The organism is Weizmannia sp. FSL K6-3076, assembly GCF_038007245.1.
GTDB lineage: Bacteria > Bacillota > Bacilli > Bacillales > Bacillaceae_C > Weizmannia > Weizmannia faecalis.
Genome location: NZ_JBBOWU010000001.1, coordinates 3227644 through 3253580, shown reverse-complemented (window position 1 = coordinate 3253580; position 25937 = coordinate 3227644). Strand labels below are relative to the sequence as shown.

Below are 25937 nucleotides of genomic sequence, written 5' to 3'. Positions count from 1 at the left end.
AATATAAAGGTGTCAAGTTAATAACGCGGTCGTGGCGGAATGGCAGACGCGCTAGGTTGAGGGCCTAGTGGGAGTTAAATCCCGTGGAGGTTCAAGTCCTCTCGGCCGCATTTACGCGCCCATAGCTCAATTGGATAGAGCGTTTGACTACGGATCAAAAGGTTAGGGGTTCGACTCCTCTTGGGCGCGCTATTTTTTCATGCAAAAAAGATCTGTTAACAGCTGCGTAAAAGGCTCCAGAGCTTACCGGGCAGTTGAAAACTTTATAAAAAACAGGCCTTTTCTTATTGTAAGTTGGTTTGATAGTTTTTAGACCAGGGAAATGCGGGAAATAGCTCAGCTTGGTAGAGCACATGGTTTGGGACCATGGGGTCGCAGGTTCGAATCCTGTTTTCCCGATTTGCATGCGGGTGTAGTTTAGTGGTAAAACCACAGCCTTCCAAGCTGTTGTCGTGGGTTCGATTCCCATCACCCGCTCCAAATTTTATGTTGACAGTGACTTGTTGTTATGTTATACTAAATAAGTTGCTAATTGAGATTGTTCCTTGAAAACTGGACAAAACGAAACGTCAAATTCTTTTTGAGCTTTTATCAAACATCTTTACTGAGAGTTTGATCCTGGCTCAGGACGAACGCTGGCGGCGTGCCTAATACATGCAAGTCGTGCGGACCTTTTAAAAGCTTGCTTTTAAAAGGTTAGCGGCGGACGGGTGAGTAACACGTGGGCAACCTGCCTGTAAGATCGGGATAACGCCGGGAAACCGGGGCTAATACCGGATAGTTTTTTCCTCCGCATGGAGGAAAAAGGAAAGACGGCTTCGGCTGTCACTTACAGATGGGCCCGCGGCGCATTAGCTAGTTGGTGGGGTAATGGCTCACCAAGGCCACGATGCGTAGCCGACCTGAGAGGGTGATCGGCCACATTGGGACTGAGACACGGCCCAAACTCCTACGGGAGGCAGCAGTAGGGAATCTTCCGCAATGGACGAAAGTCTGACGGAGCAACGCCGCGTGAGTGAAGAAGGCCTTCGGGTCGTAAAACTCTGTTGCCGGGGAAGAACAAGTGCCGTTCGAACAGGGCGGCGCCTTGACGGTACCCGGCCAGAAAGCCACGGCTAACTACGTGCCAGCAGCCGCGGTAATACGTAGGTGGCAAGCGTTGTCCGGAATTATTGGGCGTAAAGCGCGCGCAGGCGGCTTCTTAAGTCTGATGTGAAATCTTGCGGCTCAACCGCAAGCGGTCATTGGAAACTGGGAGGCTTGAGTGCAGAAGAGGAGAGTGGAATTCCACGTGTAGCGGTGAAATGCGTAGAGATGTGGAGGAACACCAGTGGCGAAGGCGGCTCTCTGGTCTGTAACTGACGCTGAGGCGCGAAAGCGTGGGGAGCAAACAGGATTAGATACCCTGGTAGTCCACGCCGTAAACGATGAGTGCTAAGTGTTAGAGGGTTTCCGCCCTTTAGTGCTGCAGCTAACGCATTAAGCACTCCGCCTGGGGAGTACGGCCGCAAGGCTGAAACTCAAAGGAATTGACGGGGGCCCGCACAAGCGGTGGAGCATGTGGTTTAATTCGAAGCAACGCGAAGAACCTTACCAGGTCTTGACATCCTCTGACCTCCCTGGAGACAGGGCCTTCCCCTTCGGGGGACAGAGTGACAGGTGGTGCATGGTTGTCGTCAGCTCGTGTCGTGAGATGTTGGGTTAAGTCCCGCAACGAGCGCAACCCTTGACCTTAGTTGCCAGCATTCAGTTGGGCACTCTAAGGTGACTGCCGGTGACAAACCGGAGGAAGGTGGGGATGACGTCAAATCATCATGCCCCTTATGACCTGGGCTACACACGTGCTACAATGGATGGTACAAAGGGCTGCGAGACCGCGAGGTTAAGCCAATCCCAGAAAACCATTCCCAGTTCGGATTGCAGGCTGCAACCCGCCTGCATGAAGCCGGAATCGCTAGTAATCGCGGATCAGCATGCCGCGGTGAATACGTTCCCGGGCCTTGTACACACCGCCCGTCACACCACGAGAGTTTGTAACACCCGAAGTCGGTGAGGTAACCTTTACGGAGCCAGCCGCCGAAGGTGGGACAGATGATTGGGGTGAAGTCGTAACAAGGTAGCCGTATCGGAAGGTGCGGCTGGATCACCTCCTTTCTAAGGAAATTAAGGAAAACTTCGTTTTCCACAATTAAGTTTGACGTTTCCGTTTTGTTCAGTTTTGAAGGTTCAATCCTTCAACATGTGTTCTTTGAAAACCGGATAGGAGAAACAAACCAAGTAAACCGAGAATCGCTTATTTTTGGATTTAAACCTTTTTATGGTTAAGTTAGAAAGGGCGCACGGCGGATGCCTTGGCACTAGGAGCCGATGAAGGACGGTACAAACACCGATATGCTCCGGGGAGCTGTACGTAAGCTTTGATCCGGAGATTTCCGAATGGGGAAACCCCCTGTCTTTAATCGGACAGGATTCCTGCCTGAATCCATAGGGCAGGAAGGGCACACCCGGGGAACTGAAACATCTCAGTACCCGGAGGAAGAGAAAGCAATTGCGATTTCCCAAGTAGCGGCGAGCGAACAGGAAACAGCCCAAACCGGAAGGCTTGCCTTCCGGGGTTGTAGGACACTCATATGGGAGTTACAAAAGAACAGGTTAAGTGAAGCGGCCTGGAAAGGCCTGCCGGAGAAGGTAAAAGCCCTGTAACTGACACTTCGTTCTCTCCCGAGTGGATCCTGAGTACGGCGGGACACGAGGAATCCCGCCGGAATCCGGGAGGACCATCTCCCAAGGCTAAATACTCCCTAGTGACCGATAGTGAACCAGTACCGTGAGGGAAAGGTGAAAAGCACCCCGGGAGGGGAGTGAAAGAGATCCTGAAACCGTGTGCCTACAAGTAGTCAGAGCCCGTTAACGGGTGATGGCGTGCCTTTTGTAGAATGAACCGGCGAGTTACGGTCTCATGCAAGGTTAAGCTGAAGAAGCGGAGCCGCAGCGAAAGCGAGTCTGAACAGGGCGAAAGAGTATGAGGCCGCAGACCCGAAACCAGGTGATCTACCCATGTCCAGGGTGAAGGCAAGGTAACACTTGCTGGAGGCCCGAACCCACGCACGTTGAAAAGTGCGGGGATGAGGTGTGGGTAGCGGAGAAATTCCAATCGAACTTGGAGATAGCTGGTTCTCTCCGAAATAGCTTTAGGGCTAGCCTCAAGCGAAGAGTTTTGGAGGTAGAGCACTGTTTGGACGAGGGGCCCTCATCGGGTTACCGAATTCAGACAAACTCCGAATGCCAAAAACTTATGCTTGGGAGTCAGACTGTGAGTGATAAGATCCATGGTCGAAAGGGAAACAGCCCGGACCGCCAGCTAAGGTCCCAAAGTATACGTTAAGTGGAAAAGGATGTGGCGTTGCTTAGACAACCAGGATGTTGGCTTAGAAGCAGCCATCATTCAAAGAGTGCGTAATAGCTCACTGGTCGAGTGACGCTGCGCCGAAAATGTACCGGGGCTAAACGTATCACCGAAGCTGCGGATGGACACCGTTTGGTGTCCGTGGTAGGAGAGCGTTCTAAGGGCGTTGAAGCCGGACCGGAAGGACCGGTGGAGCGCTTAGAAGTGAGAATGCCGGTATGAGTAGCGAAAGAAGGGTGAGAATCCCTTCCACCGAATGCCTAAGGTTTCCTGAGGAAGGCTCGTCCGCTCAGGGTTAGTCGGGGCCTAAGCCGAGGCCGAAAGGCGTAGGCGATGGACAACAGGTTGATATTCCTGTACCGCCTCTTCACCGTTTGAACGATGGGGGGACGCAGGAGGATAGGGCAAGCGCGACACTGGTTGATCGCGTCCAAGCAGTTAGGCCGGTGCGGAGGCAAATCCTTCGCGCCAAGGCGGAGCTGTGATGGCGAGGGAAATTTTAGTACCGAAGTTCCTGATTCCACACTGCCAAGAAAAGCCTCTAGTGAGGTGAAAGGCGCCCGTACCGCAAACCGACACAGGTAGGCGAGGAGAGAATCCTAAGGTGAGCGAGAGAACTCTCGTTAAGGAACTCGGCAAAATGACCCCGTAACTTCGGGAGAAGGGGTGCTTTTTGGGGTGTATGCCCCGGGAAGCCGCAGTGAATAGGCCCAGGCGACTGTTTAGCAAAAACACAGGTCTCTGCGAAGCCGCAAGGCGAAGTATAGGGGCTGACACCTGCCCGGTGCTGGAAGGTTAAGGAGAGGGGTTAGCCGTAAGGCGAAGCTCTGAACTGAAGCCCCAGTAAACGGCGGCCGTAACTATAACGGTCCTAAGGTAGCGAAATTCCTTGTCAGGTAAGTTCTGACCCGCACGAAAGGTGTAACGATCTGGGCACTGTCTCAACGAGAGACTCGGTGAAATTATAGTACCTGTGAAGATGCAGGTTACCCGCGACAGGACGGAAAGACCCCATGGAGCTTTACTGCAGCCTGATATTGAATTTTGGTACAGCTTGTACAGGATAGGTAGGAGCCTTGGAAACCGGAGCGCCAGCTTCGGCGGAGGCATCGGTGGGATACTACCCTGGCTGTATTGAAATTCTAACCCGCACCCCTTACCGGGGTGGGAGACAGTGTCAGGCAGGCAGTTTGACTGGGGCGGTCGCCTCCTAAAAGGTAACGGAGGCGCCCAAAGGTTCCCTCAGAATGGTTGGAAATCATTCGCAGAGTGTAAAGGCATAAGGGAGCTTGACTGCGAGACTTACAAGTCGGGCAGGGACGAAAGTCGGGCTTAGTGATCCGGTGGTTCCGCATGGAAGGGCCATCGCTCAACGGATAAAAGCTACCCTGGGGATAACAGGCTGATCTCCCCCAAGAGTCCACATCGACGGGGAGGTTTGGCACCTCGATGTCGGCTCATCGCATCCTGGGGCTGTAGTCGGTCCCAAGGGTTGGGCTGTTCGCCCATTAAAGCGGTACGCGAGCTGGGTTCAGAACGTCGTGAGACAGTTCGGTCCCTATCCGTCGCGGGCGCAGGAAATTTGAGAGGAGCTGTCCTTAGTACGAGAGGACCGGGATGGACGCACCGCTGGTGTACCAGTTGTCTTGCCAAAGGCATCGCTGGGTAGCTATGTGCGGAAGGGATAAGTGCTGAAAGCATCTAAGCATGAAGCCCCCCTCAAGATGAGATTTCCCACAGTTTATACTGGTAAGATCCCTGAAAGATGATCAGGTTGATAGGTCCGGGGTGGAAGCGCGGCGACGCGTGGAGCTGACGGATACTAATCGATCGAGGACTTAACCAAATAGAAAAGTGAAGGGCGCTCGCTCATCGGCGTACGGATTTCGGAGCTTTCGACTGAGATAAAGGAAACACGGCGAGCCGATGTTGACTTATCGTAGGGAGAAAGCGTAGAAATACGCTAGCCGATAGGCGCTGGAGCTAGACAATTCTCAAAGTTAGAAACGCGTTCTCCGTTTACAGTTTTTTCTCCCATCCGGCTTTGAAGGAATACAATTATTCCTCTTGATAAATAACAGCAACTGTGTTATAATTTTTCTTGTCATTAAGGTCCGGTGGCGATGGCGGAAAGGTGACACCCGTTCCCATCCCGAACACGGAAGTTAAGCTTTCCAGCGCCGATGGTAGTTGGGGGTTTCCCCCTGCGAGAGTAGGACGCTGCCGGGCCTGAATATATTATTATCGCGGGGTGGAGCAGTCTGGTAGCTCGTCGGGCTCATAACCCGAAGGTCGCAGGTTCAAATCCTGCCCCCGCAATCGATCAGAACAAGCAGTGGTTTGACTGCTTGTTCTTTATATTTTTCATCCTGTTTTTGCGTATTTGTCCAAAATCGGTTAAACTAGAATTGGATTGAAGCATCCTTAGGAACATTCCTAAGGCTTTTTTTATAAGGCGCGCCGTACTTTGGATTGGCGGCAATTTGCGATAAAGTTGTAGAGGAGAGGCGGCAAATGGGGAGTTATCGTTTCGTTTCCAACAGCCCTGAAGAGACTTTTTCTTTTGCAGAAAAAATGGCTGCCCATCTGAAACCGGGGGATGTCCTTTTGCTGGAGGGTGACCTGGGGGCAGGAAAAACGACTTTTACAAAAGGGATTGCGAACGGGCTGGGCATTCGCCGTACCGTGAACAGCCCGACTTTTACCATTATAAAAGAGTACCGGGGGAACCTGCCGCTGTATCATATGGACGTATACCGTTTGGAGGATGCGCAGGAGGACCTTGGTTTTGATGAATATTTTGAAGGTGATGGCGTGACGGTTGTGGAGTGGGCACATTTTATCAAAGATCTGTTGCCTGAGAGCTATTTGGAAATCCGCATTCTCCGCCTTGAAGGAGACCGCAGGCTTATTGAAGCGGAACCGTTTGGGGACCGTTATGTATCATTATGTGAGGAGATTTTTGGATGAAAGTTTTGGCAATCGATACTTCAAATGAAGTGCTGGGCGTTTCATTGGCTGATGATCATGTTGTGCTGGCCGAATATATGACAAACTTGAAAAAAAATCATAGTGTCCGCGTGATGCCGGCTGTGCAGGAGGTCATGGAGACATGCGGGATAAAACCGGCTGAGCTGGATAAGATTGTGGTGGCAAAAGGGCCCGGATCTTACACCGGCATACGGATTGGCGTCACGATCGCAAAAACGATGGCCTGGAGCCTTCAAATTCCATTGGTGGGGGTTTCCAGCCTGAAGTTGTTGGCGGCGTCCGGCCGTTATTTTGACGGGTATATTTCCCCGCTTTTTGATGCGCGCAGAGGGCGGATTTATACCGGTTTGTACCGCTATGAAAACGGGGTTTTGCAAACAGTAGTGGAAGATTGCAATGTATCATCCGCTGAATGGGGAACCCGGTTAAGTGCGCTTGAGGCGCCCGTATTATTGATCGGCCAGCATGTTGCCCTTCATGAAGCCGTTCTTGCGAAGAAGCTGGGAGATAAAATGGCGGTAGCAGATTGGACCCTGCATAATCCGAGGCCGGGCGAACTGGCCAGGCTTGGGATGGATGAACCGGACGCGGAGATACACACTTTCGTTCCAAATTACATACGGTTAGTAGAGGCAGAAGCCAAATGGCTTGAAAAGCATAAACGGGAGAGTCACTAAAAATGGAAAAAACGGGGAAAATAACGCTGCGAAAAGCCACGCTTGCAGATTTGGACGGAATTTACAATGTGGAGATGCATTCTTTTACAATGCCGTGGACACGTGAAGCATTTTACAACGAACTGGTTCATAATCATTTTGCCATGTATCTTGTGCTTGTCGAGAATGAAAAGGTTATCGGTTATTGCGGCGTGTGGGTCATTGTCGATGAGGCGCATGTGACCAATCTTGCGGTGCTCCCGGAGTACCGAGGCCGGAAACTGGGAGAGACGCTGTTAAAAAATGTGATGGCTTACGCCGCATTGAACCATGCCAAAACGCTCAGCCTGGAGGTACGCGTCAGCAATATGATTGCGCGCTCCTTATACAGGAAGCTCGGATTTCGGGAAGGCGGCATCCGGAAAGGCTATTACACGGATAATTATGAAGACGCAATTGTGATGTGGGTGAATTTATAAATGGAAAAAGATTTGTTGGTATTAGGCATAGAAACGAGCTGCGATGAAACGGCTGCAGCTGTCATTAAAAACGGGACGGAAATTGTTTCCAATGTGGTCGCTTCCCAGATTGAAAGCCACAAACGGTTCGGCGGGGTGGTGCCAGAGCTTGCATCCCGCCACCATGTCGAGCAAATTACCATTGTCATTGAGGAAGCGATGCAGCAGGCAGACGCGGCTTTTAAAGACCTGGATGCGATCGCCGTGACAGAAGGGCCCGGGCTTGTGGGCGCGTTGCTTGTTGGCGTCAATGCCGCAAAGGCGCTCAGTTTCGCGCATCAGATTCCACTTGTCGGTGTCCATCATATTGCCGGCCATATTTATGCGAACCGGATCGGGCATGAAATGAAGTTTCCGCTGCTTGCGCTTGTCGTTTCAGGCGGTCATACGGAGCTTGTGCTGATGAAGGGCCATGCCGAGTTTGAAGTAATCGGCGAAACGAGAGATGATGCGGCAGGGGAAGCTTATGACAAAGTAGCACGAACGTTGAACCTTCCTTATCCGGGCGGTCCGCAGATTGACCGGCTTGCCCATGAAGGAAAGCCAAATGTTGATTTGCCGCGATCCTGGCTGGAAGGGACTTATGATTTCAGTTTCAGCGGGCTCAAATCAGCCGTCATTAACACCCTCCATAATGCCGCGCAGCGCGGGGAAAGCATCCGGCCTGAAGATATGGCCGCAAGCTTCCAGCAAAGTGTGATTGATGTATTGGTCGGTAAAACCGTGGAGGCGGTAAAAGCGTTTGGCGTCAAAGAAGTGCTGGTCGCCGGCGGTGTTGCCGCGAACAAAGGATTGCGCGCTGCCCTTTCAGAAGCATTCCGGGATCTCCCTGAAGTGGCGTTGCGCATCCCGCCGATCCAGTTATGCACAGACAATGCGGCGATGATTGCCGCATGCGGGACGGTGCTTTTTGAAAAGGGAAAAAGAAGCTCCCTTGACTTAAATGCTTATCCCGGGCTGGACATTGAAAACTTTTAAACAGGGTTGTGAAAAACCGGTGTATGGGAATCGTCCATACACCGGTTTTTTTGGAGATATGCAGGGGAATTGTGCACAATCTGTGGAAAAGTTGTTGATAAATGATTGGACTTGTGTAAAACTTTTAAAATTTTTCCGGACAGGTTGTGGGTATTGTGGATAAATCTGTTGATAATTGTGGATTTTGTGGAAAAACGTTTTGGAAAGCAAGAAATCAATATACCGCCTGTGCATAAATCTGTGCATGGCGCGAGATGCCAAAATAAAAACCTGTGCAGAAAATTTCCACACAGGTCCAAACATTACTCCGCCAGTTCTGCCCATTCTTCCATCAGCGCGTCCAGCTCCAATTTCCGTTGCTCCAGTTCTTCTGTCAGCTCGCGGATTTTAATATGGTCCTGAAAGATTTCCGGGTCGGCCATTTTTTCTTCCCGGTCATGAATTTCTGTTTCCAACGTTTCAATTCTTGTTTCAATTTCTTCAATCCTCCGCTTTTTTTGCCGCTCGCGTTTTTTTGCTTCTTTATCCTGCCGGTAGTTGTTTTTCGCCGGCTGTTCCGCTTTAACCTTTTCTTGTTTCGTGTTTTCCAGGCGTGCAATTTCCAGCATTTCTTCTTTTTTTTGCACATAATAATCATAGTCGCCGAGAAATTCACGGGTTCCCTCCGGCGAGAGCTCCACCACTTTTGTGGCAATCCGGTTAATGAAATAGCGGTCGTGGGAAATGAACAAAATCGTTCCCGGGTAATCGATGAGCGCATTTTCCAGTACTTCTTTACTGTCCAAATCAAGGTGGTTTGTCGGTTCATCTAAAATTAGAAAGTTCGCCTTTTCCAGCATCAATTTGGCGAGGGCAAGCCGGGCTTTTTCGCCGCCGCTTAAGGATGAGACGGTTTTTAAAACGTCATCGCCGGAAAAAAGAAAATTCCCGAGTGCCGTGCGGATTTCTTTTTCTGTTTTCAGCGGGTATGTATCCCATAATTCCCGGAGGACCGTTTTATTGGAAGATAAGTCGGCCAGTTCTTGATCGTAATAGCCGGTCATAACGTTGGAGCCATATTCGATCGTGCCGGATATCAGCGGGATTCTCCGGATAATCGATTTCAAAAGCGTTGACTTGCCGATGCCGTTCGGGCCGACAAGGGCAACACTGTCTTGTTTTTTGACTGAAAGATGGATGTTTTTGGCAACCGGCTCCCCGTCGTAGCCGATGGCAGCATCCCGGACATGAAGGACTTCGTTCCCGCTTTGTTTGGCAATTTCAAACGAAAACCGGGCAGATTTTTCATCGCCAAGCGGCTTGTCCATCAATTCCATTTTTTCCAGTTGTTTCCTCCTACTTTGCGCCCGCTTTGTCGTGGTGGCACGGGCAATGTTTTTTTGGATGAATGCCTGCAATTTCGCAACTTCTTCCTGCTGCTTTTCATATTGTTTGACCTCTCGCTCGTACTGGGCGGCCTTTTGTTCCAGATACCGGCTGTAGTTGCCGTGGTATTTTTTAATGGAATGCCTTGAAATTTCGTAGACCTGGTTGACGACTTTATCCAGAAAATAACGGTCATGGGACACGATCAGAATGGCGCCTTCATAGCCTTGTAAATATTGCTCCAGCCAGGTGAGCGTTTCGATATCGAGATGGTTTGTCGGCTCATCCAAAATGAGGATGTCCGGCTTTGTGAGCAGCAATTTCGCCAATGCAAGGCGTGTTTTTTGCCCGCCGCTTAATGTCCGGATCGGGGTGTTGTAGTCGTACTGGTCAAAACGGAAGCCATGCAGAACGGACCGGATATCCGCTTCGATCTGATATCCGCCTTCATCTTTAAAACGTGTCTGCAAAGTATCATAAGCATGCAGCACTTTTTCATACTCCGCCGGGCGGTTATAAATCTTAGGGTCGGCCATTTTTTGTTCGTATTCGCGAAGCTGTTTTTCCATATCCAGCAAATTTTTAAAAACCGACATCATTTCGTCCCAAATGGACAGATCCGATTCGAGTCCGGTATTTTGGGCGAGATAACCGATTTCGACACCATTCGGCATAATGATGGAACCTTCATCATAAGAAAGCTGGCCGGCGATGATTTTCAGGAGGGTCGATTTGCCGGCCCCGTTTCTCCCGACCAAGGCAATCCGGTCTTTTGTTTGAATTTCTAATTTTATATCCGATAAAATAAGTTCAGCGCCATAATATTTTGTGACTTGTTGAACTTGCAGCAACATCATCTTTATGTTCACCTCTATACCATTGTAAGTGTACAGGAAGGCGAACTGCAACTCAACCGGCGTGATCGGAATTTGTCAAAAAACTTTTCACATAAATTCGTAGTATGTGTAAAATTTTACTCGAAGGGGCAAATGAGTGGAAAAAAATGGGAAGACGCTCTATCATCTAATTGTACACTTCAAGATGAACATCTAGAGAGAGAGGTCTTCCCATGGATATTATATCAATAATTGCTGGATTATTAAAGGATACAAAGAGTCTTATCGAATTTGAAGAACAGCTTAAACTTCTGATGCAGAAGGCTTTTACACAATGGGTTGGGGAAATATTTGAAGAGTTAGATAAAACAATTAAACAGGAGAAGTTAGAGGAGGGCTGGGTGTACTGCCGGAGTGATAACAGAAACATTCAGTTTCTATTTGGAAGTGTGACCTTTAAACGCTCATTAATGCATGACAAGAGAGGAAATTCCCATTATCCTCTGGATGAATGGTTAGGGCTGGTACCACACCAACGATACAGCCCGTTAGTGGAATTAAAGGTGGCAGAGTTGGCAAGTGAGAACACCTATCGGGAAGTAGCTGATATTTTAAAAGAGTGGACAGCAGTGAGTCTTAGTCACACAACTGTAGGGAACATGGTAAAACACGTAGGGAAAACTCAGGCGGAAGCCGATAAGGCACTTGTAGAAGAGCTAGAAATAGCTGTTTCCCTGCCTGAGGGGAAGAAGGTAGACTACCTGTTTTCTGAAGCAGATGGTGTATTCGTTCGGGGACTAAAAAAGAAACAGAGTATGGAAGTCCACCACGCCATTCTCTATGAGGGATGGGAAACCAATGGTAAAAGGGTCTCCCTGCGTCAGCCCACAGTCATCATGACAACGGAAGCCATCCAGACATTTTGGGATGAAGTCCAAGCCACAGCTGCCAACACCTACTCCCTCGAAAAAACGCATGTCATTACAAACAGTGATGGAGGTGCGGGATACACAGCTGAACGGTTTCAAACAGCTTTCTCACAGTCGGAATTTCCGGTGCTCAACCAGCTGGATACCTACCACGTTGCACAAGCCATCATAAGGACATTTGGGGGCGGAAAGAGCGAGATCAAGGAGCAAATTAGAAAAGCGATTAGAACGCATGACCTGGACCAATTCACGTTATATTTGGATACGCACGAAAGCACCTTGACGGATAAAAAGGCTCTCAAGAAAATCAAGGAATTCCGTTCGTATATCTTGAAAAACTGGGACCGCATTTTTGACTGGAGAGACAGGGTGAAAAACGTGCCGGAAGGTGCGAGAGGCCTAGGAGCGATGGAATCGAATCAAAGGCATATCTCCTTCAGGATGAAAAAAAGGGGCATGCATTGGAGTGAACTTGGCGCAGAAGCCATGGTGAAAATCAAACAAGGCATACTCAATGGGACATTGAGAGAAGCCTATCTGAAACACCGTTCAAGAAGCGAGAGAAAGCAACGGAACTTGAAACAATCCATCAGGATGTCTCAACTACTCAAGCAGCCTGTACGCCCGTCAGTGGGCGTAAAGCACGGATCAGTTGCCCTGCATTCAAGCAGTTCATCGGCAATGGGACATTTAAGCAAAATATTAGAGCTTTCGTTTTAAGCCTGGCTCAGTGGGGACTGATCGTTGAGGCGCGCGAAATTTACGAGACTCCTGCGGGAAAAGCGAGCCAGGAGAGACCCCGCAGCGAGGTACGAGCGAGGAGGCTCGCCGGCCGCCCGCGGAAAGCGAGTGAATTTCGCGCGCCTCAACATCCCCGTTATCCATCTTTATACGGAAATATTACATCTTTTCCGAAAATTACACCGAGCAAGTAAAGCACGGTAGCCGAAAGTGTACAAAAAGAGTGTCTTGGAATACCCGATATTTAAACCTTGTCGAGAAAAACTTGACACATACAATTCGTAAAAACCCATGAAAAAAATGCTTACTTGTGATATATTTAACATAGTTGGAGAGAGAAAAAGACGCATGCAGGCATTTTTTTAAAACATATTTTTTCTTTGCTCAGATAGGAGTAATATTATAATGAAGAATGGCAGCGCTGCCATTCTGGAATGGACGCACGATTGGAACCAACAGCACAAAAAACTTAAGCTTTCAACTTGGGGGATTTCACATGAAGGATGAATCAGTAAAAATACCGCAAGCCACTGCAAAACGGCTTCCATTATATTACCGGTACCTGAGAAATTTATATACACTTGGCAAGCAAAGGGTATCCTCGGCGGAACTGAGTGAAGCGGTGAAAGTCGACTCCGCTACGATACGCAGGGATTTTTCCTACTTCGGGGCACTTGGAAAAAAAGGTTATGGTTATAATGTAAAATATTTATTGTCTTTTTTCGGCAAGACGCTGAACCAGGATGAGATCACAGATGTAGCGCTGGTTGGCGTTGGGAACCTCGGTACAGCCCTTTTGAATTACAATTTTTCGAAGAATAACAGCGCACGGATTGTGATGGCATTTGACAATGACCCCGGGAAGGTGGGGAGCCATGTTGGCAATGTGCCTGTTTACAGCATGGACGAATTAAGAGAACGGCTTTGCGCGGAAGATGTGACGGTTGTGATTTTGACGGTCCCCGCTTCCAGTGCCCAGGCAGTGACAGACGAGCTTGCCAGTACAAATGTAAAAGGCGTTTTAAACTTTACACCTGCCCGGCTGAACGTGCCGCCGGATATCCGCGTCCATCATATTGACCTGGCCGTGGAACTACAGGCACTGATCTATTTTTTAAAACATTATTCAAATGATGAAGAAAATTTGAAAGAAACAAAAGAGCCGGTTGCGAAGCCATAGCCAAAAAGCTTTTTTTCCGTTATCATAGTGGGTACAGGGGGTGGCCCGATTGAAAACGGAATGCAGGCGCAAATGGCAATGGCCGGATTTGGCTGTGGCGTGCAAAGGGAAAAGGGCGGATTCAACGCCGGCACTTAAAGGGGAACGGCGATGAATACGAAAAAAATGCCGGTTACCGGACACATCCAGGAATTGAGAAAGCGGTTAATTACCGTTCTCATTTTCTTTCTGTTTGCCCTGGTTGTTGGCTTTTTTACCGCAAAACCTGTTATACGTTATTTGCAGCATGCCAAAAATGCCGGCATGTTCACGATGAATGCCTTCAGGGTAACCGATCCTATTAAGGTTTTTATGGAAGTTTCGGTTGTGATCGCATGCCTATTGACCCTGCCGGTGATTTTGTACCAGCTTTGGGCGTTTATAAGCCCGGGGCTGTATGAGAAAGAAAAGAAACTGACATTAAGTTACATTCCTGTTTCCATCTTGCTTTTTATAGCCGGCGTTTCTTTTTCCTATTTCGTGCTTTGTCCGCTGATGGTGAAGTTTATGATGGGCTTGTCAAATGAAATGGGCATTCGTGCGGTGATCGGGATCCGGGAGTATATTCAGTTTCTGCTAGAGATCACGCTTCCGTTTGGCTTTGTGTTCCAAATGCCGGTCGTGGTCCTGTTTCTGACCCGGCTTGGCATCATTACGCCGAGACTGTTGAAAAAGGTAAGAAAATATGCGTATCTTGCTTTGATTGCAGCTGCCGGCATCATCACCCCGCCGGACGTGTTTTCGCAGCTGATTACCTTTGTTCCACTCGTTTTGCTGTATGAAGCAAGCACACTGATTTCGAAAATGGCGTACCGCAATGCCAAAAAAGCGGCAAAAGAAATGCCAATGGATGAACAGACGATTGCTTCTGAATAAGAAAGCCGTTTTCCGGACGGAGCCGGAAAACGGCTTTTATTTTTTCACTGAGTTTTTCAGCTTGAAATGGAGAAAGATCAGCCTGATGCCGGAACCCAGATCCAATGTTGCAATCAACAGCAGTAAATAAGAAAAAAAGCCCCAGCCGCCCACTTGTACCTGCTGAATGGCAAAATAAGTGAACAAAGCCCCGAGCAGGCAGTTTACAATCCCTGAAAAAAGTGGTCTCATCATAGAAGTCCTCCAATTGAGCTGTAAATTTCATGTACGGATGTCTGCAGAACGGACGGGTGCAAAAGCAGCCTCACGACCACAATCGTGTTCATGGAAACATGCGCAAACATGGAAACGGTGATCCGGTTTGTTTTCTCGTATAAATAAGCGAGCGTCAGCCCTAAAAGGGAATATAAAAACAAGTGGCTCGGTTCGGTATGCGCGAGTCCGAAAATAACCGAGCTGACAATACCGGATAAAAGGAATGAAAAGCGCCTGCGCAGCGTGCCGAAAATGATTTTCCGAAAAACGATTTCCTCGAGAATCGGCCCTGCGATCGAGCTGATGAGGATGACGAGCGGAAATCTTTCAATCAGCGCCATGATTTGCTGCGTATTGTTGGAGGCAGCCGGGGCACCGAATAATGATTCAATGATCGCGGCTGCAGTCTGGGCAAAGAAACAAAGAAAGACGCCGCCTATTGCCCATATGGCGGATGGCGCGGCCGGAAGCGGTTCAGTCCGGTCTGTTTCTTTCTTTGCGGCTTTTCTTAAAAAGTACAGGACGATGATCAGCCCGATGATAAAGCTGATGACGGTCCAAAGCGGGGGCGTCAATGTCCGCATGCTGTCTGCCGGTTCGTGGAAAACGTTCACCCCGGCATAGTAGAGCAACGGATACCCGACGGCGCCGGACAGCAGCATAAGGATGTACGTCACGAGAATATACACATACTCTTTTTTCACGCGTTCTTTTCCTTTCTTGCCAGTTCAAAGTTTAAAGGATCGCAAATTCGTCCAATATGTTCATTGTACTATTGAACCGGGCGGGGTTCAAATGCCGTGCGCAGAGCCAGCCTTTTCAGTTGCATATCCGGATGGTGATCAAGCATACTTATAAAAGGGCAAGCGGCTGAAATGGAGGCGCGCAACCGGCATCCTTTGACGGGGCTCTTTAAAGGATGCAGGGCCCGAAAAAAATAAAAAAAGTTGGATGAGAGACTTGCAAAAAAGCAAGGAATTATTTATTATAATAAATGTGTTAGCACTCAACTTATGCGAGTGCTAATAATGGACAAAATTTTACATAATACGAATTAAGGAGGTTGTTTCACGTGTTAAAACCACTGGGTGATCGCGTTGTCATTGAATTAGTTGAATCGGAAGAAAAAACAGCAAGCGGTATTGTCCTGCCTGACACGGCAAAAGAAAAGCCACAGGAAGGCAAAGTTGTGGCTGTCGGTTCCGGGCGTACCCTTGATAACGGTGAACGTGTTGCCATCGATGTAGCAGTAGGCGACCGCATCATCTTCTCGAAATATGCCGGCACTGAAGTGAAATATGACGGAAAAGAATACTTAATCCTTCGTGAAAGCGATATTCTGGCGGTTGTGGAATAAGCCTGGCTTGTTGAAACATAGAAATAACGATATGACATGAGGAGGTTTTATAAATGGCAAAAGAAATTAAATTCGGCGAAGAAGCCCGCCGCGGTATGCTTCGTGGTGTGGATAAACTGGCAGATGCTGTAAAAGTGACATTGGGCCCGAAAGGACGTAACGTCGTTCTGGAAAAGAAATTCGGTTCTCCGCTGATCACAAATGACGGTGTCACGATCGCAAAAGAAATTGAACTCGAAGACGCGTTTGAAAACATGGGTGCCAAACTTGTCTCCGAAGTGGCCAGCAAAACGAACGATGTAGCTGGTGACGGTACAACCACTGCAACTGTTCTGGCACAGGCAATGATCCGTGAAGGCCTGAAAAACGTAACAGCAGGTGCAAACCCGGTTGGCATCCGCAAAGGGATTGAAAAAGCAGTTGCGGCTGCTGTCGAAGAATTAAAAGCCATTTCGAAACCAATCGAAGGCAAAGCTTCCATCGCCCAAGTTGCTGCAATTTCCTCTGCTGACGAAGAAGTCGGCGAATTGATCGCTGAAGCAATGGAACGCGTGGGCAACGATGGCGTTATTACCATTGAAGAATCAAAAGGCTTCTCAACGGAATTGGACGTTGTGGAAGGAATGCAGTTCGACCGTGGCTATGCATCGCCTTACATGGTAACGGATTCCGACAAAATGGAAGCTGTTCTGGATAACCCTTACATCTTAATTACAGACAAGAAGATTTCCAATATCCAGGAAATCCTGCCTGTTCTGGAACAAGTTGTCCAACAAGGCAAACCGTTGTTGCTGATTGCGGAAGATGTTGAAGGGGAAGCTCTTGCAACACTCGTTGTCAACAAACTGCGCGGCACATTCAATGCCGTTGCGGTAAAAGCGCCTGGCTTCGGTGACCGCCGCAAAGCGATGCTCGAAGATATTGCAACCCTGACAGGCGGCGAAGTGATCACAGAAGAACTCGGCCTTGATTTGAAATCTGCAACCATTGACCAACTCGGCCGTGCCGGAAAAGTGGTTGTTACAAAAGAAACAACGACAATCGTTGAAGGGGCAGGCGACTCTGCTGCAATTTCCGCACGTGTAAACCAAATCCGCATGCAATTGGAAGAAACGACTTCCGAATTTGACCGTGAAAAATTACAAGAACGCCTTGCAAAACTGGCCGGCGGCGTAGCGGTCATCAAAGTCGGTGCTGCGACAGAAACCGAATTAAAAGAACGCAAACTGCGCATTGAAGATGCTTTGAACTCTACGCGCGCTGCTGTTGAAGAAGGCATTGTAGCTGGTGGTGGCACGGCGCTGATCAATGTCATCAAGAAAGTTGCTTCCATTCAAGCAGAAGGCGATGTTCAAACAGGCATCAATATCGTTGCACGCGCTTTAGAAGAACCTGTACGCCAAATCGCGGAAAATGCCGGCCTTGAAGGTTCAGTCATTGTCGAACGCCTGAAAAAAGAAGATGTCGGCATTGGTTACAATGCCGCCAATGGAGAATGGGTCAACATGATTGAAGCGGGTATCGTGGACCCGACGAAAGTAACCCGTTCCGCACTTCAAAATGCTGCATCTGTTGCTGCAATGCTGCTTACAACAGAAGCAGTTGTTGCCGACAAACCTGAACCGCCGGCACCTGCAGGCGGCGGCGCCCCTGACATGGGCATGGGCGGCATGATGTAATAAGCGCCTGAAAATGCTGGGATAACGGCTTTTACAGACGTTCAAAACTGTACCATTCCATGTTTCGGTTCATGTTTTAGATCGTTACATTTTTAATGAGGCTCCCGGGAAGTGACCGGGAGCCTCTTTTTTCTGTTTCTCATACACGCTTTGTGTATGCTTACAAATGAACAGGGGTGTTGAAATGGCAAAAGCCGAAAAGAAGGGAAGCGGCATGAGTCCTGTACGGGGTGATTGCGAAATGAAGGGAAGCGTATAAACCGTAAGTAAGATGGTTGCAAAATAGAGGGAAGTGTTTGAGAAAAGTGATTGCGGAATGAAGGCTATGCCCATAAGCCGCTAATGATGGCGGGTGAGGCAAGCGGCAAACGTAAGCGTGGTGGGCGCGAAATGAAGGGCCTGAACAGGTGACAGAAAGAAGGCAAGCCGGTTTTTTTAGGGATGCCGGCCCGGTTATTCCGCGTGTTCACGGAATACCCAGAGCCTTGTGCCAAGAAAATTGACAGCCATCCCTGCCAGTGTGGCAATGATCTTCGCGTATAAAAGCGGCCAGCCCCACTGCTCGTGAAAGAGGAAAAGCAGAAGGGAAGTCAGCGCATAGACAATTAAATTGACGGCGATAAACCGTGAAGCTTCAGCCCATGTTGCTTTTTTTCTTACTTGAAACGTCCAAAACCGGTTCAGCAAATAGCTGTTTGCCATGCCGGCCGTATAAGAACATGCCTGTGCAACCAGATAAGGCACATGGACGGAGGTGAGCAGAAAAAATACGAGAAAATCAACAAGCGTATTTCCGGCGCCGACAATGCAAAACTTAAGAAAAGCGGCATATTGTTTGAGCATGGGTCCAGCAAACCTTTCGTAAGTTGTGTTTTCAAGTTTTCATTGTATCACTGTTTTGGCTTAAGACGAAAGAAGATTTCTCGTTTTTATATAAATTCGTTTCAATGGTATAGCGCGGGCGCCTTTTGACTTCTTTAAAAATTTTGCCGATGTATTCCCCGATCAGCCCCACCGCCATCAACTCTAGGCCGCCAAGGAGCCAAATAGAGATGATCAGGGAAGCCCAACCGGAGACGGTATGGCCGGCAAGCTCCTCTATAAGGGCATAAAGGCCGACAAACGCACTTAAAATAAACGTGACAAACCCGAGGGCCGTCACAAAGCGGACCGGGGTTATGCTGAAAGACGTAATGCCATCCAGGGCAAAAGCGAGCATTTTCTTTAACGGATATTTTGATTCCCCGGCCATCCGCTCTTTTCGGTCATAATACACTTTCGTAGAAGGAAACCCGAGCAAAGGGATAATCCCGCGCAAAAACAGATTTGCTTCTTTATATTTTAAAAGTTCCTCCAATGTTCTCTTGCTCATCAGCCGGAAATCAGCATGGTTCGGCACCAGCTGAATCCCCATTTTTCCCATCAGCCAGTAGAACCCTTGCGCACTTGTCCGTTTAAACCAAGTGTCCGTTTCCCGGCTGTCGCGGACGCCGTATACAATATCGTAGCCTTGCCAATATTTTTCCATAAAATCCCGAATCGCCCGGATATCGTCCTGCAAATCGGCATCAATGGAGATGACGCAGTCGGAATGCTCACTGGCGACCGTAAGCCCTGCAAGCAGCGCATTCTGGTGCCCGGCATTGCGCGACAGTTTAATGCCTTTTACAAACGGATGGCGGGCCGAAGCGGATTCAATGATCTGCCAGGTTTTGTCGCGGCTCCCGTCATCGACAAACAAGAGCGTGCTGTCTTTTGCAATCAGTTTGGACTGGATCAGAGATTCGAGCACCTCTGACAGCTGCTTCATCGTTTCATGCAATACGGCTTCTTCATTATAACAAGGAACAACAATCGTTAATTTCGGATATTGACTCATTCTACAGCATCTCCTTTACCAGCATGATGCTTACTTTACTTCGTATAAATAAATGGTCCACGCCGAGTCGGCATTGCGGAAAGTTTTTAAAAACCGCAAATGCTCTTCTTCTGCGTTTTGGATCGGGACAGCCGAGAAAATATACCGCCCGCCAAGCTTTTCAAACGCTTTTGTATCGATGGCAAGATGATGGATTTTGACGCCGCTGTTTTTCCGGAATTCATAATGCTTGCCCAGTTCGCTGACAAAAATATAACAGCGGTTCCCCCACTGGTCAAAATACGTTTTTAATTGCGGGCTTTTCTCCAGTTCCCCGGCAATGATTTTTCGGAATTTCCTTTTATAAGACAACGGATAATAATTATTGTAAGAATCTAAGGTGTAGAAACCGTTGTACTGGGCAATGGCCGGATGGATCCCGATGCTGGCGACGCGGTAAGCGCTTTTCGGTTTGCCGATATAGCGGCCGATTTCGTGAAACTGGCCCGTCGCGTAAAACTGGTTGAACGAAGGTTTCCCGGCAACACGATAATAAATTTCAGGATTAAACGCAAACAGGACAACCACCTGGGCGATGAGGCAAAATTTTACGAATGCCTTCCACTTTCTGCCGCGTTTCCAAAGAAACCATGCCCCCACTGCAAACATCGTATAAATGATAAGCGGCCGCAAAAAATGAAACCGTGCAAAGTTAAACGTATTCAGCAGGCTGATCTTTTCTTTTAACGGTTCCCATGCCTTGTTGAACCAGAAAGCATACCAGAGCGATAAAACGGCATTCAGCATAAAAAGCTGCACATACCGTTTTTCCTTTTTCCATGCTTTTGTTTTATAAATCAGCCACATGGCGATAAAAGAGAACGGCAGAATGACAAACGTGTGCACGGTCATATCATGTGTATGCCCGAACACATAATTTTTTAGCGCAAGCCGGAGCGTGTGCCAAAAGCCGAGTTTCGAGCTAACAAAATCATTCCGGCTTGTCGGCTCATGGGAAAAGACAAGGGAATACACAAGCCGGTATTCAATCCCTAAATACAGCACCAGCATCCAGCCGATTGCAAAAAAGAACGGCCAGTTGCGCTCCCGTTTCACAAGCACATCCCGTATCCACAAAAGTCCCATCGCCGCCAGAAAAAAGAAGAACCCGAGCACAAAGCTGGAGTAAAAAGGCAAAAGGGTCAGCGCCAGCCACTCTTTCCATGTGGCCTGCCGGTTCCTGATGTTTAAAAAAGCCCAAAGCGCAAGCGGCATCCCCAATGTGCTTAACATGCCGGACGGCCAAAACGGGGTGATCGCAAAAGCAAGAGAAACCCATACCCTGATGAAGTAACCGTCCTGCCCTTGCACGAAATGCCGTTTCAGTAACAGGTACATTCCTAAAAAAGCAAAGACTCTTGTAATCGTCTGGCTAAATGTATAAGCGATGACCGGAGGGAACAGGGCGTAAAGCCACTGGATTCCGCTGAATTCCGTCCCGAACGCATTTCGCGGCAACCCGTTCATGATTTGCGGAATCGTTGCATTCAGAGGGCCAAACAGTTCTCCGCTGCGGTCGAGCACCCGGTACCAGGCGATATTCGAATCCAGGTTGTCGTGGACCCGGATATGCATATTGCCGCCAAGAATAAACATTGGCGAAAGGTAGACGGCCAGCATCCATACGGCCAGCCATAAAGCATTTTTTTCATGATTACTGATTTTCATTCCGGTCTGACACCATCCCGTTTCTATTTTTGGATGTATGGTCCCTTCTCTCCATAAGCACGTTTGAATAGACGCGGGCAACCAGGGAAAAGTTCACACAAAAAAATACAGGCAAAAATGATGCGGGGTTTAAATCACCGGCCCGTTATTAATGATATAATAAAACCAGCATAAATTGGCTTTGAAATGCCAGGATGAAGGGAAGAAGCTGCCATGATCATAAAAGATGTGCAAGTGCATTACCGGAACATTCCGCTGCTCGTTCCGTTTAAAACAGCATTGCGGCAAGCCAATGAAATTGACAGCATTGAAGTGGAAATCACACTGGACAATGGCATAAAAGGTACAGGGGCAGCTGCGCCAACTGTTGTCATTACAGGCGATTCAACCGAAAGCATCATGTCTGTTGCGGCAGGGCCTATCAAGGAGGCGCTCTCCGGGCATGATTTGCGTGATTTCCAGGAAGCCCTGAAAAAAGTGCAGCGGTGCTGTACGGGCAACACAAGTGCAAAAGCTGCTGCCGACATTGCCCTTTACGATGCATACAGCAAATGGTTAAACATTCCACTGTATGCCTATCTTGGCGGGCAGAAAAATCTCCGGACTTCCATGACAATCGGAGTGGATACGCCCGAAAAAATGGCATGGGATGCGGAAAAAAGCGTGGAGGCCGGGTTTCATCTGTTGAAAATCAAGGTCGGCACATATCCGGAAATCGATCTCGAACGGATTGAAGCGGTCCGGCGCGCTGTTTCGCCTGATGTCAAACTGCGCCTTGATGCCAATCAGGCGTGGGAACCGAAGCAAGCGGTGCAAATTTTACAAGAGCTGGAAAAAAAGGATTTCGGGATTGAGTTTGTCGAACAGCCGGTACGTGCCGATGATTGGGAAGGGTTAAAGTTTGTAACGGAAAGAACAAAGCTGCCGGTCATGGCAGATGAAAGCCTGTTTTCGGCAAAAGACGCGCTGAAATTGATCGCGGGCCGATTTGCCGATCTTATCAATATTAAGCTGATGAAATGCGGCGGAATTTCTGAAGCGTGGAAAATTGCCGACATTGCAGAAGCAAACGGTGTGAAATGCATGGTTGGCAGCATGATGGAGCCATCACTTTCCGTGGCGGCAGCTGCCCACTTTGCGGCCGCCCATCCGAATGTTGTCTATATGGATCTGGACGCGCCACTCTGGTTGTCTGAAGAACCGGATCATTTAACCTATGACGGCGAGGACGTCCTGCTCTCTGATCAGCCTGGTATCGGCATCGTCCAGCCTGTGTAGGTTATCCATAAACTTCCGGCATGAAACATTTTGCCGGAAGCCATCTTTCGTGTACAATAAGGATAATTTAAAATGAACGGAGGATCCATATGGGTGCCCGAAAAGCGTTAATCAATATTGATTATACCAATGACTTCGTAGCTGACGACGGCCGGTTGACATGCGGCAAACCGGGGCAGCAGATTGAAGAAAACATTGTGGCGCTTACGAAGTCATTCCTTGAAAACGGCGATTACGTGGTCTTCGCAATCGACTGCCATGAACAAGATGATCCTTATCATCCGGAAACGAAATTGTTCCCTCCCCATAATCTCAAAGGCACACCCGGGCGCGACCTGTACGGGAAACTGCAGCCGCTTTTTACAGCGTGGAAAGGGAAGAAAAACGTTCATGTGATCGATAAAACCCGCTACAGCGCTTTTTGCGGGACGGATCTGGAGCTGCGGCTGCGGGAACGGGGCATAGAAGAAATCCATTTATGCGGGGTATGCACAGACATTTGCGTGCTGCATACGGCAGTGGATGCTTACAATAAAGGATTCAAGCTGGTGGTCCACGAAAACGCGGTGGCAAGTTTTAATCCGGACGGGCACAAATGGGCATTAAGCCATTTTAAAGGTTCGCTCGGAGCGGAAGTGCGGTAAACCCATTAGGTAGGAGTGATTCGAGAGCATGCGTTTTAAAGATGACAGTTTAGCGCTTCACACAGACTTATACCAAATCAACATGGCGCAGGCCTATTGGAAAGACGGTATCCACAACCGGAAAGCGGTGTTCGAAGCATTTTTCAGAAAAATACCGTTCGGAAATGGCTACGCCATCTTTGCGGGGCTTGAGCGAATTGTGGATTATTTGAACCACTTTCACTTCACTGAAGAAGATATTGCCTATTTGCGCAGCACCGGCCATTACAGCGAGGATTTTTTGCAGTACTTGTCAGAAATGCGCTTCACCGGAACGTTGCGCTCCGTCCGCGAAGGGGAACTCGTTTTTGGCAACGAACCGCTGATCCAGGTGGAAACGTCTTTGGCTGAAGCACAAATCATCGAAACCGCCATTTTAAATATCATCAATTACCAGACGCTGATTGCGACAAAGGCTGCGAGAATCCGGTCAGTCGCCGGTGATGATGCTGCCTTGTTCGAATTTGGTTCAAGGCGCGCCCATGAACTGGATGCTTCCGTGTGGGGAACGCGAGCGGCTTACATCGGCGGATTTGACGGAACAAGTAATGTCCGGGCCGGGAAAGTGTTCGGCATGCCGACGAGTGGCACGCACGCCCATGCGATGGTACAGGCATACCGGGATGATTACACCGCTTTTAAAAAATACGCGGAAACGTATAAGAACTGCATTTTTCTTGTCGATACATATGATACACTGGGTTCGGGCGTGCCGAACGCCATCAAAGTGGCAAAAGAATTTGGCGATAAAATCAATTTTCTTGGTATCCGCCTGGACAGCGGCGACATGGCTTTTTTATCGAAAAAGGCACGGGAAATGCTCGACGAAGCCGGATTTACGGATGCGAAAATTTTTGCATCCAGTGATTTGGATGAATATACGATTTTCCATTTAAAAGCCCAGGGTGCGAAAATTGATGCATGGGGCGTTGGGACGAAACTGATTACGGCATTTGACCAGCCGGCGCTCGGTGCGGTATATAAAATGGTATCCATCGAAGACGGGAACGGGGAAATGCAGGATACGATTAAAATTTCAAGCAATGCCGAAAAAGTGACAACACCGGGGCTGAAAAAAGTATTCCGTATTTTAAACAAACGGACAAACAAGCTGGAGGGCGACTATATTGCCATGCAGGACGAAAATCCGGCAGCGGAAAAGCGGCTGAAGATGTTTCATCCTGTCCATACCTTTATCAGCAAATATGTCACAAACTTTGAAGCCATCAATATCCATGAAACCATCTATGAAAAGGGGCGGCTCGTATACGAACTTCCGCCGCTGGATGCGATCAAACAATATGCGAGAGATAATTTGGACCTGTTGTGGGACGAATATAAACGCATTCTCAATCCTGAAGAATACCCGGTCGATTTGAGCCAAAAATGCTGGGACAACAAAATGCGCAATATAGAAGAAGTGCGGCAAAAAGTGATTCGGCTTGAAGAAGATTAAATGATGATGGTGGTTTTTTCCATCTGTTTTGTGGCAAAAGAACAATATATAAAATGAACAAAATATCGCGGCTCTGTTGCCTGCTGTAAAAAGTAACCATTATGCAAATGGCGACCGGGCTTGATGTAAATCCTTACGTTCATTTTATATAGATGCGGATAAGGAGGATAAAAAAATGGACGCAATGCAAAAAAGAATTGTGGAAGAAATGAAAGTAAAACCGGTCATTGACCCGAAAGAAGAAATCCGTAAAAGTGTTGATTTTTTAAAAAGTTATTTAAAAAAATACCCGTTCCTGAAAGGATTCGTGCTTGGTTTATCGGGCGGCCAGGATTCCACTTTGACAGGGAAGCTTGCGCAGATCGCCATCAACGAAATGAAAGAAGAAACCGGCAACCAGGAATACAAGTTTATTGCAGTACGCCTTCCTTACGGCGAACAGAAAGATGCGGATGATGTGGAACTGGCCGCCCAGTTTATCCAGCCGGACAAGGACATCACCGTGAACATCAAGCCGGCCGTTGATGCCAGCGAAGCGTCCCTGGAAAAAGCGGGCATCGTCCTTTCCGACTATGCGAAAGGAAATGAAAAAGCGCGTGAAAGAATGAAAGTCCAGTATAGCATTGCTGCGATGGAAAATTGTGTCGTGCTCGGTACCGACCATTCAGCTGAAAATGTGACCGGATTTTATACAAAATATGGCGACGGCGGCTCGGACCTTGTTCCGATTTTCAGGTTAAACAAGCGTCAAGGCAAAATGCTTTTGAAAGAACTCGGCTGTCCGGAACGGCTCTATTTAAAAACGCCGACAGCTGATCTTGAAGACGATCGTCCGCAGCTTGCCGATGAAGTGGCATTAGGGGTAACCTATGATGACATTGATGATTACCTGGAAGGCAAAGAAATTTCCCCGAAAGCAAAAGCCACCATCGAGTCCTGGTATGTAAAAGGGCAGCACAAACGCCATATGCCGATTACGATTTTTGATGATTTTTGGAAATCATGATAAAGCCGGCCTCCCAAAGCGGTTCCAAGTGCAGGAACCCGGCAAAATTTTTGGCCGCGAGTGAAAGCAGCCGGCTTCCAGGCGAAGGAAGCAAAATTTCTGTGAAAAGTGAATATAGAGGG

19 protein-coding genes, 5 tRNA genes and 3 rRNA genes are annotated in these 25937 nt (G+C 48.4%); 21 read left to right on the top strand and 6 right to left on the bottom strand.

What is annotated here, in order from left to right:
- The first annotated feature begins 25 nt into the window (after positions 1–25).
- The 12 genes from NSS95_RS15395 to tsaD all read left to right on the top strand — a co-directional run bounded on the left by NSS95_RS15395 (position 26) and on the right by tsaD (position 8549).
- Positions 26–110 (top strand) — tRNA-Leu (locus NSS95_RS15395).
- 5 nt (positions 111–115) lie between these two features.
- Positions 116–189: transfer RNA gene (locus NSS95_RS15390), tRNA-Arg, on the top strand.
- Positions 190–325: 136 nt separating this feature from the next.
- Positions 326–399: transfer RNA gene (locus tag NSS95_RS15385), tRNA-Pro, on the top strand.
- A gap of 7 nt (positions 400–406) precedes the next feature.
- Positions 407–480, top strand: a tRNA-Gly gene (locus tag NSS95_RS15380).
- Positions 481–600: 120 nt separating this feature from the next.
- Positions 601–2154, top strand: a 16S ribosomal RNA gene (locus tag NSS95_RS15375).
- A 165-nt stretch (positions 2155–2319) separates the two neighbouring features.
- Positions 2320–5252, top strand: a 23S ribosomal RNA gene (locus NSS95_RS15370).
- 267 nt (positions 5253–5519) lie between these two features.
- Positions 5520–5635, top strand: a 5S ribosomal RNA gene (gene rrf / locus NSS95_RS15365).
- Together the 16S, 23S and 5S rRNA genes with 5 tRNA genes alongside form the textbook arrangement of a ribosomal RNA operon.
- 16 nt (positions 5636–5651) lie before the next feature.
- Positions 5652–5725, top strand: a tRNA-Met gene (locus tag NSS95_RS15360).
- Positions 5726–5920: 195 nt separating this feature from the next.
- Positions 5921–6376: a tRNA (adenosine(37)-N6)-threonylcarbamoyltransferase complex ATPase subunit type 1 TsaE gene (gene tsaE, locus NSS95_RS15355; protein WP_014096819.1), complete on the top strand. Its 456-nt coding sequence runs from the start codon at positions 5921–5923 to the stop codon at positions 6374–6376.
- Positions 6373–7074, top strand: coding sequence for a tRNA (adenosine(37)-N6)-threonylcarbamoyltransferase complex dimerization subunit type 1 TsaB (gene tsaB / locus NSS95_RS15350; protein ID WP_035190162.1), 702 nt, complete (start codon positions 6373–6375; stop codon positions 7072–7074). The genes tsaE and tsaB overlap by 4 nt, the downstream gene beginning before the upstream one ends.
- Positions 7075–7076: 2 nt before the next feature.
- The gene (rimI, locus tag NSS95_RS15345; protein ID WP_014096821.1) at positions 7077–7532 is read left to right on the top strand and encodes a ribosomal protein S18-alanine N-acetyltransferase; all 456 of its coding nucleotides are present in this window, start codon (positions 7077–7079) and stop codon (positions 7530–7532) included.
- Positions 7533–8549: a tRNA (adenosine(37)-N6)-threonylcarbamoyltransferase complex transferase subunit TsaD gene (tsaD, locus tag NSS95_RS15340; RefSeq protein ID WP_017550684.1), complete on the top strand. Its 1017-nt coding sequence runs from the start codon at positions 7533–7535 to the stop codon at positions 8547–8549.
- 302 nt (positions 8550–8851) lie between these two features.
- Here the strand turns inward: tsaD and NSS95_RS15335 are convergent, their stop codons facing one another.
- On the bottom strand, positions 8852–10771 hold the full coding sequence (locus NSS95_RS15335; RefSeq protein ID WP_035190160.1) for an ABC-F family ATP-binding cassette domain-containing protein: 1920 nt from the start codon (positions 10769–10771) through the stop codon (positions 8852–8854).
- A gap of 212 nt (positions 10772–10983) precedes the next feature.
- Here NSS95_RS15335 and NSS95_RS15330 point away from each other — a divergent pair, with 212 nt between their 5' ends.
- The 3 genes from NSS95_RS15330 (at position 10984) to tatC (ending at position 14515) form a co-directional block, all read left to right on the top strand.
- Complete coding sequence (locus NSS95_RS15330; protein WP_043052495.1) at positions 10984–12399, top strand: ISLre2-like element ISBco6 family transposase; 1416 nt, start codon at positions 10984–10986, stop codon at positions 12397–12399.
- 517 nt (positions 12400–12916) lie between these two features.
- A complete protein-coding gene (locus NSS95_RS15325; protein ID WP_014096825.1) occupies positions 12917–13600 on the top strand; it encodes a redox-sensing transcriptional repressor Rex in 684 nt (227 codons plus the stop codon).
- 150 nt (positions 13601–13750) lie between these two features.
- On the top strand, positions 13751–14515 hold the full coding sequence (gene tatC, locus NSS95_RS15320; RefSeq protein WP_014096826.1) for a twin-arginine translocase subunit TatC: 765 nt from the start codon (positions 13751–13753) through the stop codon (positions 14513–14515).
- A gap of 36 nt (positions 14516–14551) precedes the next feature.
- Here the strand turns inward: tatC and NSS95_RS15315 are convergent, their stop codons facing one another.
- Together NSS95_RS15315 and NSS95_RS15310 are read right to left on the bottom strand one after the other, a co-directional pair.
- The gene (locus NSS95_RS15315; protein WP_013860661.1) at positions 14552–14749 is read right to left on the bottom strand and encodes a YdiK family protein; all 198 of its coding nucleotides are present in this window, start codon (positions 14747–14749) and stop codon (positions 14552–14554) included.
- The gene (locus NSS95_RS15310; protein WP_014096827.1) at positions 14746–15474 is read right to left on the bottom strand and encodes a CPBP family intramembrane glutamic endopeptidase; all 729 of its coding nucleotides are present in this window, start codon (positions 15472–15474) and stop codon (positions 14746–14748) included. Before NSS95_RS15310 ends, NSS95_RS15315 begins: the two co-directional genes overlap by 4 nt.
- 368 nt (positions 15475–15842) lie before the next feature.
- On the opposite strand from NSS95_RS15310, the gene groES reads away from it, so the two are divergent.
- On the top strand, positions 15843–16127 hold the full coding sequence (gene groES / locus NSS95_RS15305) for a co-chaperone GroES (RefSeq protein WP_014096828.1): 285 nt from the start codon (positions 15843–15845) through the stop codon (positions 16125–16127).
- Positions 16128–16180: 53 nt separating this feature from the next.
- Positions 16181–17806: a chaperonin GroEL gene (gene groL / locus NSS95_RS15300; RefSeq protein WP_014096829.1), complete on the top strand. Its 1626-nt coding sequence runs from the start codon at positions 16181–16183 to the stop codon at positions 17804–17806.
- Positions 17807–18259: 453 nt separating this feature from the next.
- Here groL and NSS95_RS15295 read toward each other — a convergent pair whose 3' ends face one another.
- From NSS95_RS15295 to NSS95_RS15285, 3 genes are read right to left on the bottom strand one after another with little or no spacing between them, the layout of a single operon-like run.
- Positions 18260–18649 carry a GtrA family protein gene (locus NSS95_RS15295; RefSeq protein WP_014096830.1) on the bottom strand — a complete coding sequence of 130 codons (390 nt, stop codon included), beginning with the start codon at positions 18647–18649 and terminating at the stop codon, positions 18260–18262.
- Between the two features lie 31 nt (positions 18650–18680).
- A complete protein-coding gene (locus NSS95_RS15290; RefSeq protein WP_014096831.1) occupies positions 18681–19685 on the bottom strand; it encodes a glycosyltransferase family 2 protein in 1005 nt (334 codons plus the stop codon).
- 30 nt (positions 19686–19715) lie between these two features.
- The gene (locus NSS95_RS15285; RefSeq protein ID WP_061565642.1) at positions 19716–21392 is read right to left on the bottom strand and encodes a DUF6044 family protein; all 1677 of its coding nucleotides are present in this window, start codon (positions 21390–21392) and stop codon (positions 19716–19718) included.
- Between the two features lie 213 nt (positions 21393–21605).
- Here NSS95_RS15285 and NSS95_RS15280 point away from each other — a divergent pair, with 213 nt between their 5' ends.
- The 4 genes from NSS95_RS15280 (at position 21606) to nadE (ending at position 25815) form a co-directional block, all read left to right on the top strand.
- Positions 21606–22670, top strand: coding sequence for a dipeptide epimerase (locus NSS95_RS15280; RefSeq protein ID WP_014096833.1), 1065 nt, complete (start codon positions 21606–21608; stop codon positions 22668–22670).
- An 89-nt stretch (positions 22671–22759) separates the two neighbouring features.
- On the top strand, positions 22760–23314 hold the full coding sequence (locus NSS95_RS15275; protein ID WP_014096834.1) for a cysteine hydrolase family protein: 555 nt from the start codon (positions 22760–22762) through the stop codon (positions 23312–23314).
- A gap of 28 nt (positions 23315–23342) precedes the next feature.
- A complete protein-coding gene (locus tag NSS95_RS15270; protein ID WP_061565641.1) occupies positions 23343–24809 on the top strand; it encodes a nicotinate phosphoribosyltransferase in 1467 nt (488 codons plus the stop codon).
- 175 nt (positions 24810–24984) lie between these two features.
- Positions 24985–25815, top strand: a complete 831-nt coding sequence (gene nadE / locus NSS95_RS15265) for an ammonia-dependent NAD(+) synthetase (protein ID WP_328229174.1) — start codon at positions 24985–24987, stop codon at positions 25813–25815.
- Positions 25816–25937: the final 122 nt, after the last annotated feature.

Coding starts and splice junctions, on each gene's coding strand:
- NSS95_RS15315 (WP_013860661.1), bottom strand. CDS start 14,749: ATGATGAGACCACTTTTTTCAGGGATTGTAAACTGCCTGCTCGGGGCT.
- NSS95_RS15275 (WP_014096834.1), top strand. CDS start 22,760: ATGGGTGCCCGAAAAGCGTTAATCAATATTGATTATACCAATGACTTC.
- NSS95_RS15285 (WP_061565642.1), bottom strand. CDS start 21,392: ATGAAAATCAGTAATCATGAAAAAAATGCTTTATGGCTGGCCGTATGG.
- nadE (WP_328229174.1), top strand. CDS start 24,985: ATGGACGCAATGCAAAAAAGAATTGTGGAAGAAATGAAAGTAAAACCG.
- tsaB (WP_035190162.1), top strand. CDS start 6,373: ATGAAAGTTTTGGCAATCGATACTTCAAATGAAGTGCTGGGCGTTTCA.
- NSS95_RS15325 (WP_014096825.1), top strand. CDS start 12,917: ATGAAGGATGAATCAGTAAAAATACCGCAAGCCACTGCAAAACGGCTT.
- NSS95_RS15330 (WP_043052495.1), top strand. CDS start 10,984: ATGGATATTATATCAATAATTGCTGGATTATTAAAGGATACAAAGAGT.
- NSS95_RS15290 (WP_014096831.1), bottom strand. CDS start 19,685: ATGAGTCAATATCCGAAATTAACGATTGTTGTTCCTTGTTATAATGAA.
- NSS95_RS15280 (WP_014096833.1), top strand. CDS start 21,606: ATGATCATAAAAGATGTGCAAGTGCATTACCGGAACATTCCGCTGCTC.
- NSS95_RS15270 (WP_061565641.1), top strand. CDS start 23,343: ATGCGTTTTAAAGATGACAGTTTAGCGCTTCACACAGACTTATACCAA.
- NSS95_RS15335 (WP_035190160.1), bottom strand. CDS start 10,771: ATGATGTTGCTGCAAGTTCAACAAGTCACAAAATATTATGGCGCTGAA.
- tsaD (WP_017550684.1), top strand. CDS start 7,533: ATGGAAAAAGATTTGTTGGTATTAGGCATAGAAACGAGCTGCGATGAA.
- tsaE (WP_014096819.1), top strand. CDS start 5,921: ATGGGGAGTTATCGTTTCGTTTCCAACAGCCCTGAAGAGACTTTTTCT.
- rimI (WP_014096821.1), top strand. CDS start 7,077: ATGGAAAAAACGGGGAAAATAACGCTGCGAAAAGCCACGCTTGCAGAT.
- tatC (WP_014096826.1), top strand. CDS start 13,751: ATGAATACGAAAAAAATGCCGGTTACCGGACACATCCAGGAATTGAGA.
- groL (WP_014096829.1), top strand. CDS start 16,181: ATGGCAAAAGAAATTAAATTCGGCGAAGAAGCCCGCCGCGGTATGCTT.
- NSS95_RS15295 (WP_014096830.1), bottom strand. CDS start 18,649: ATGCTCAAACAATATGCCGCTTTTCTTAAGTTTTGCATTGTCGGCGCC.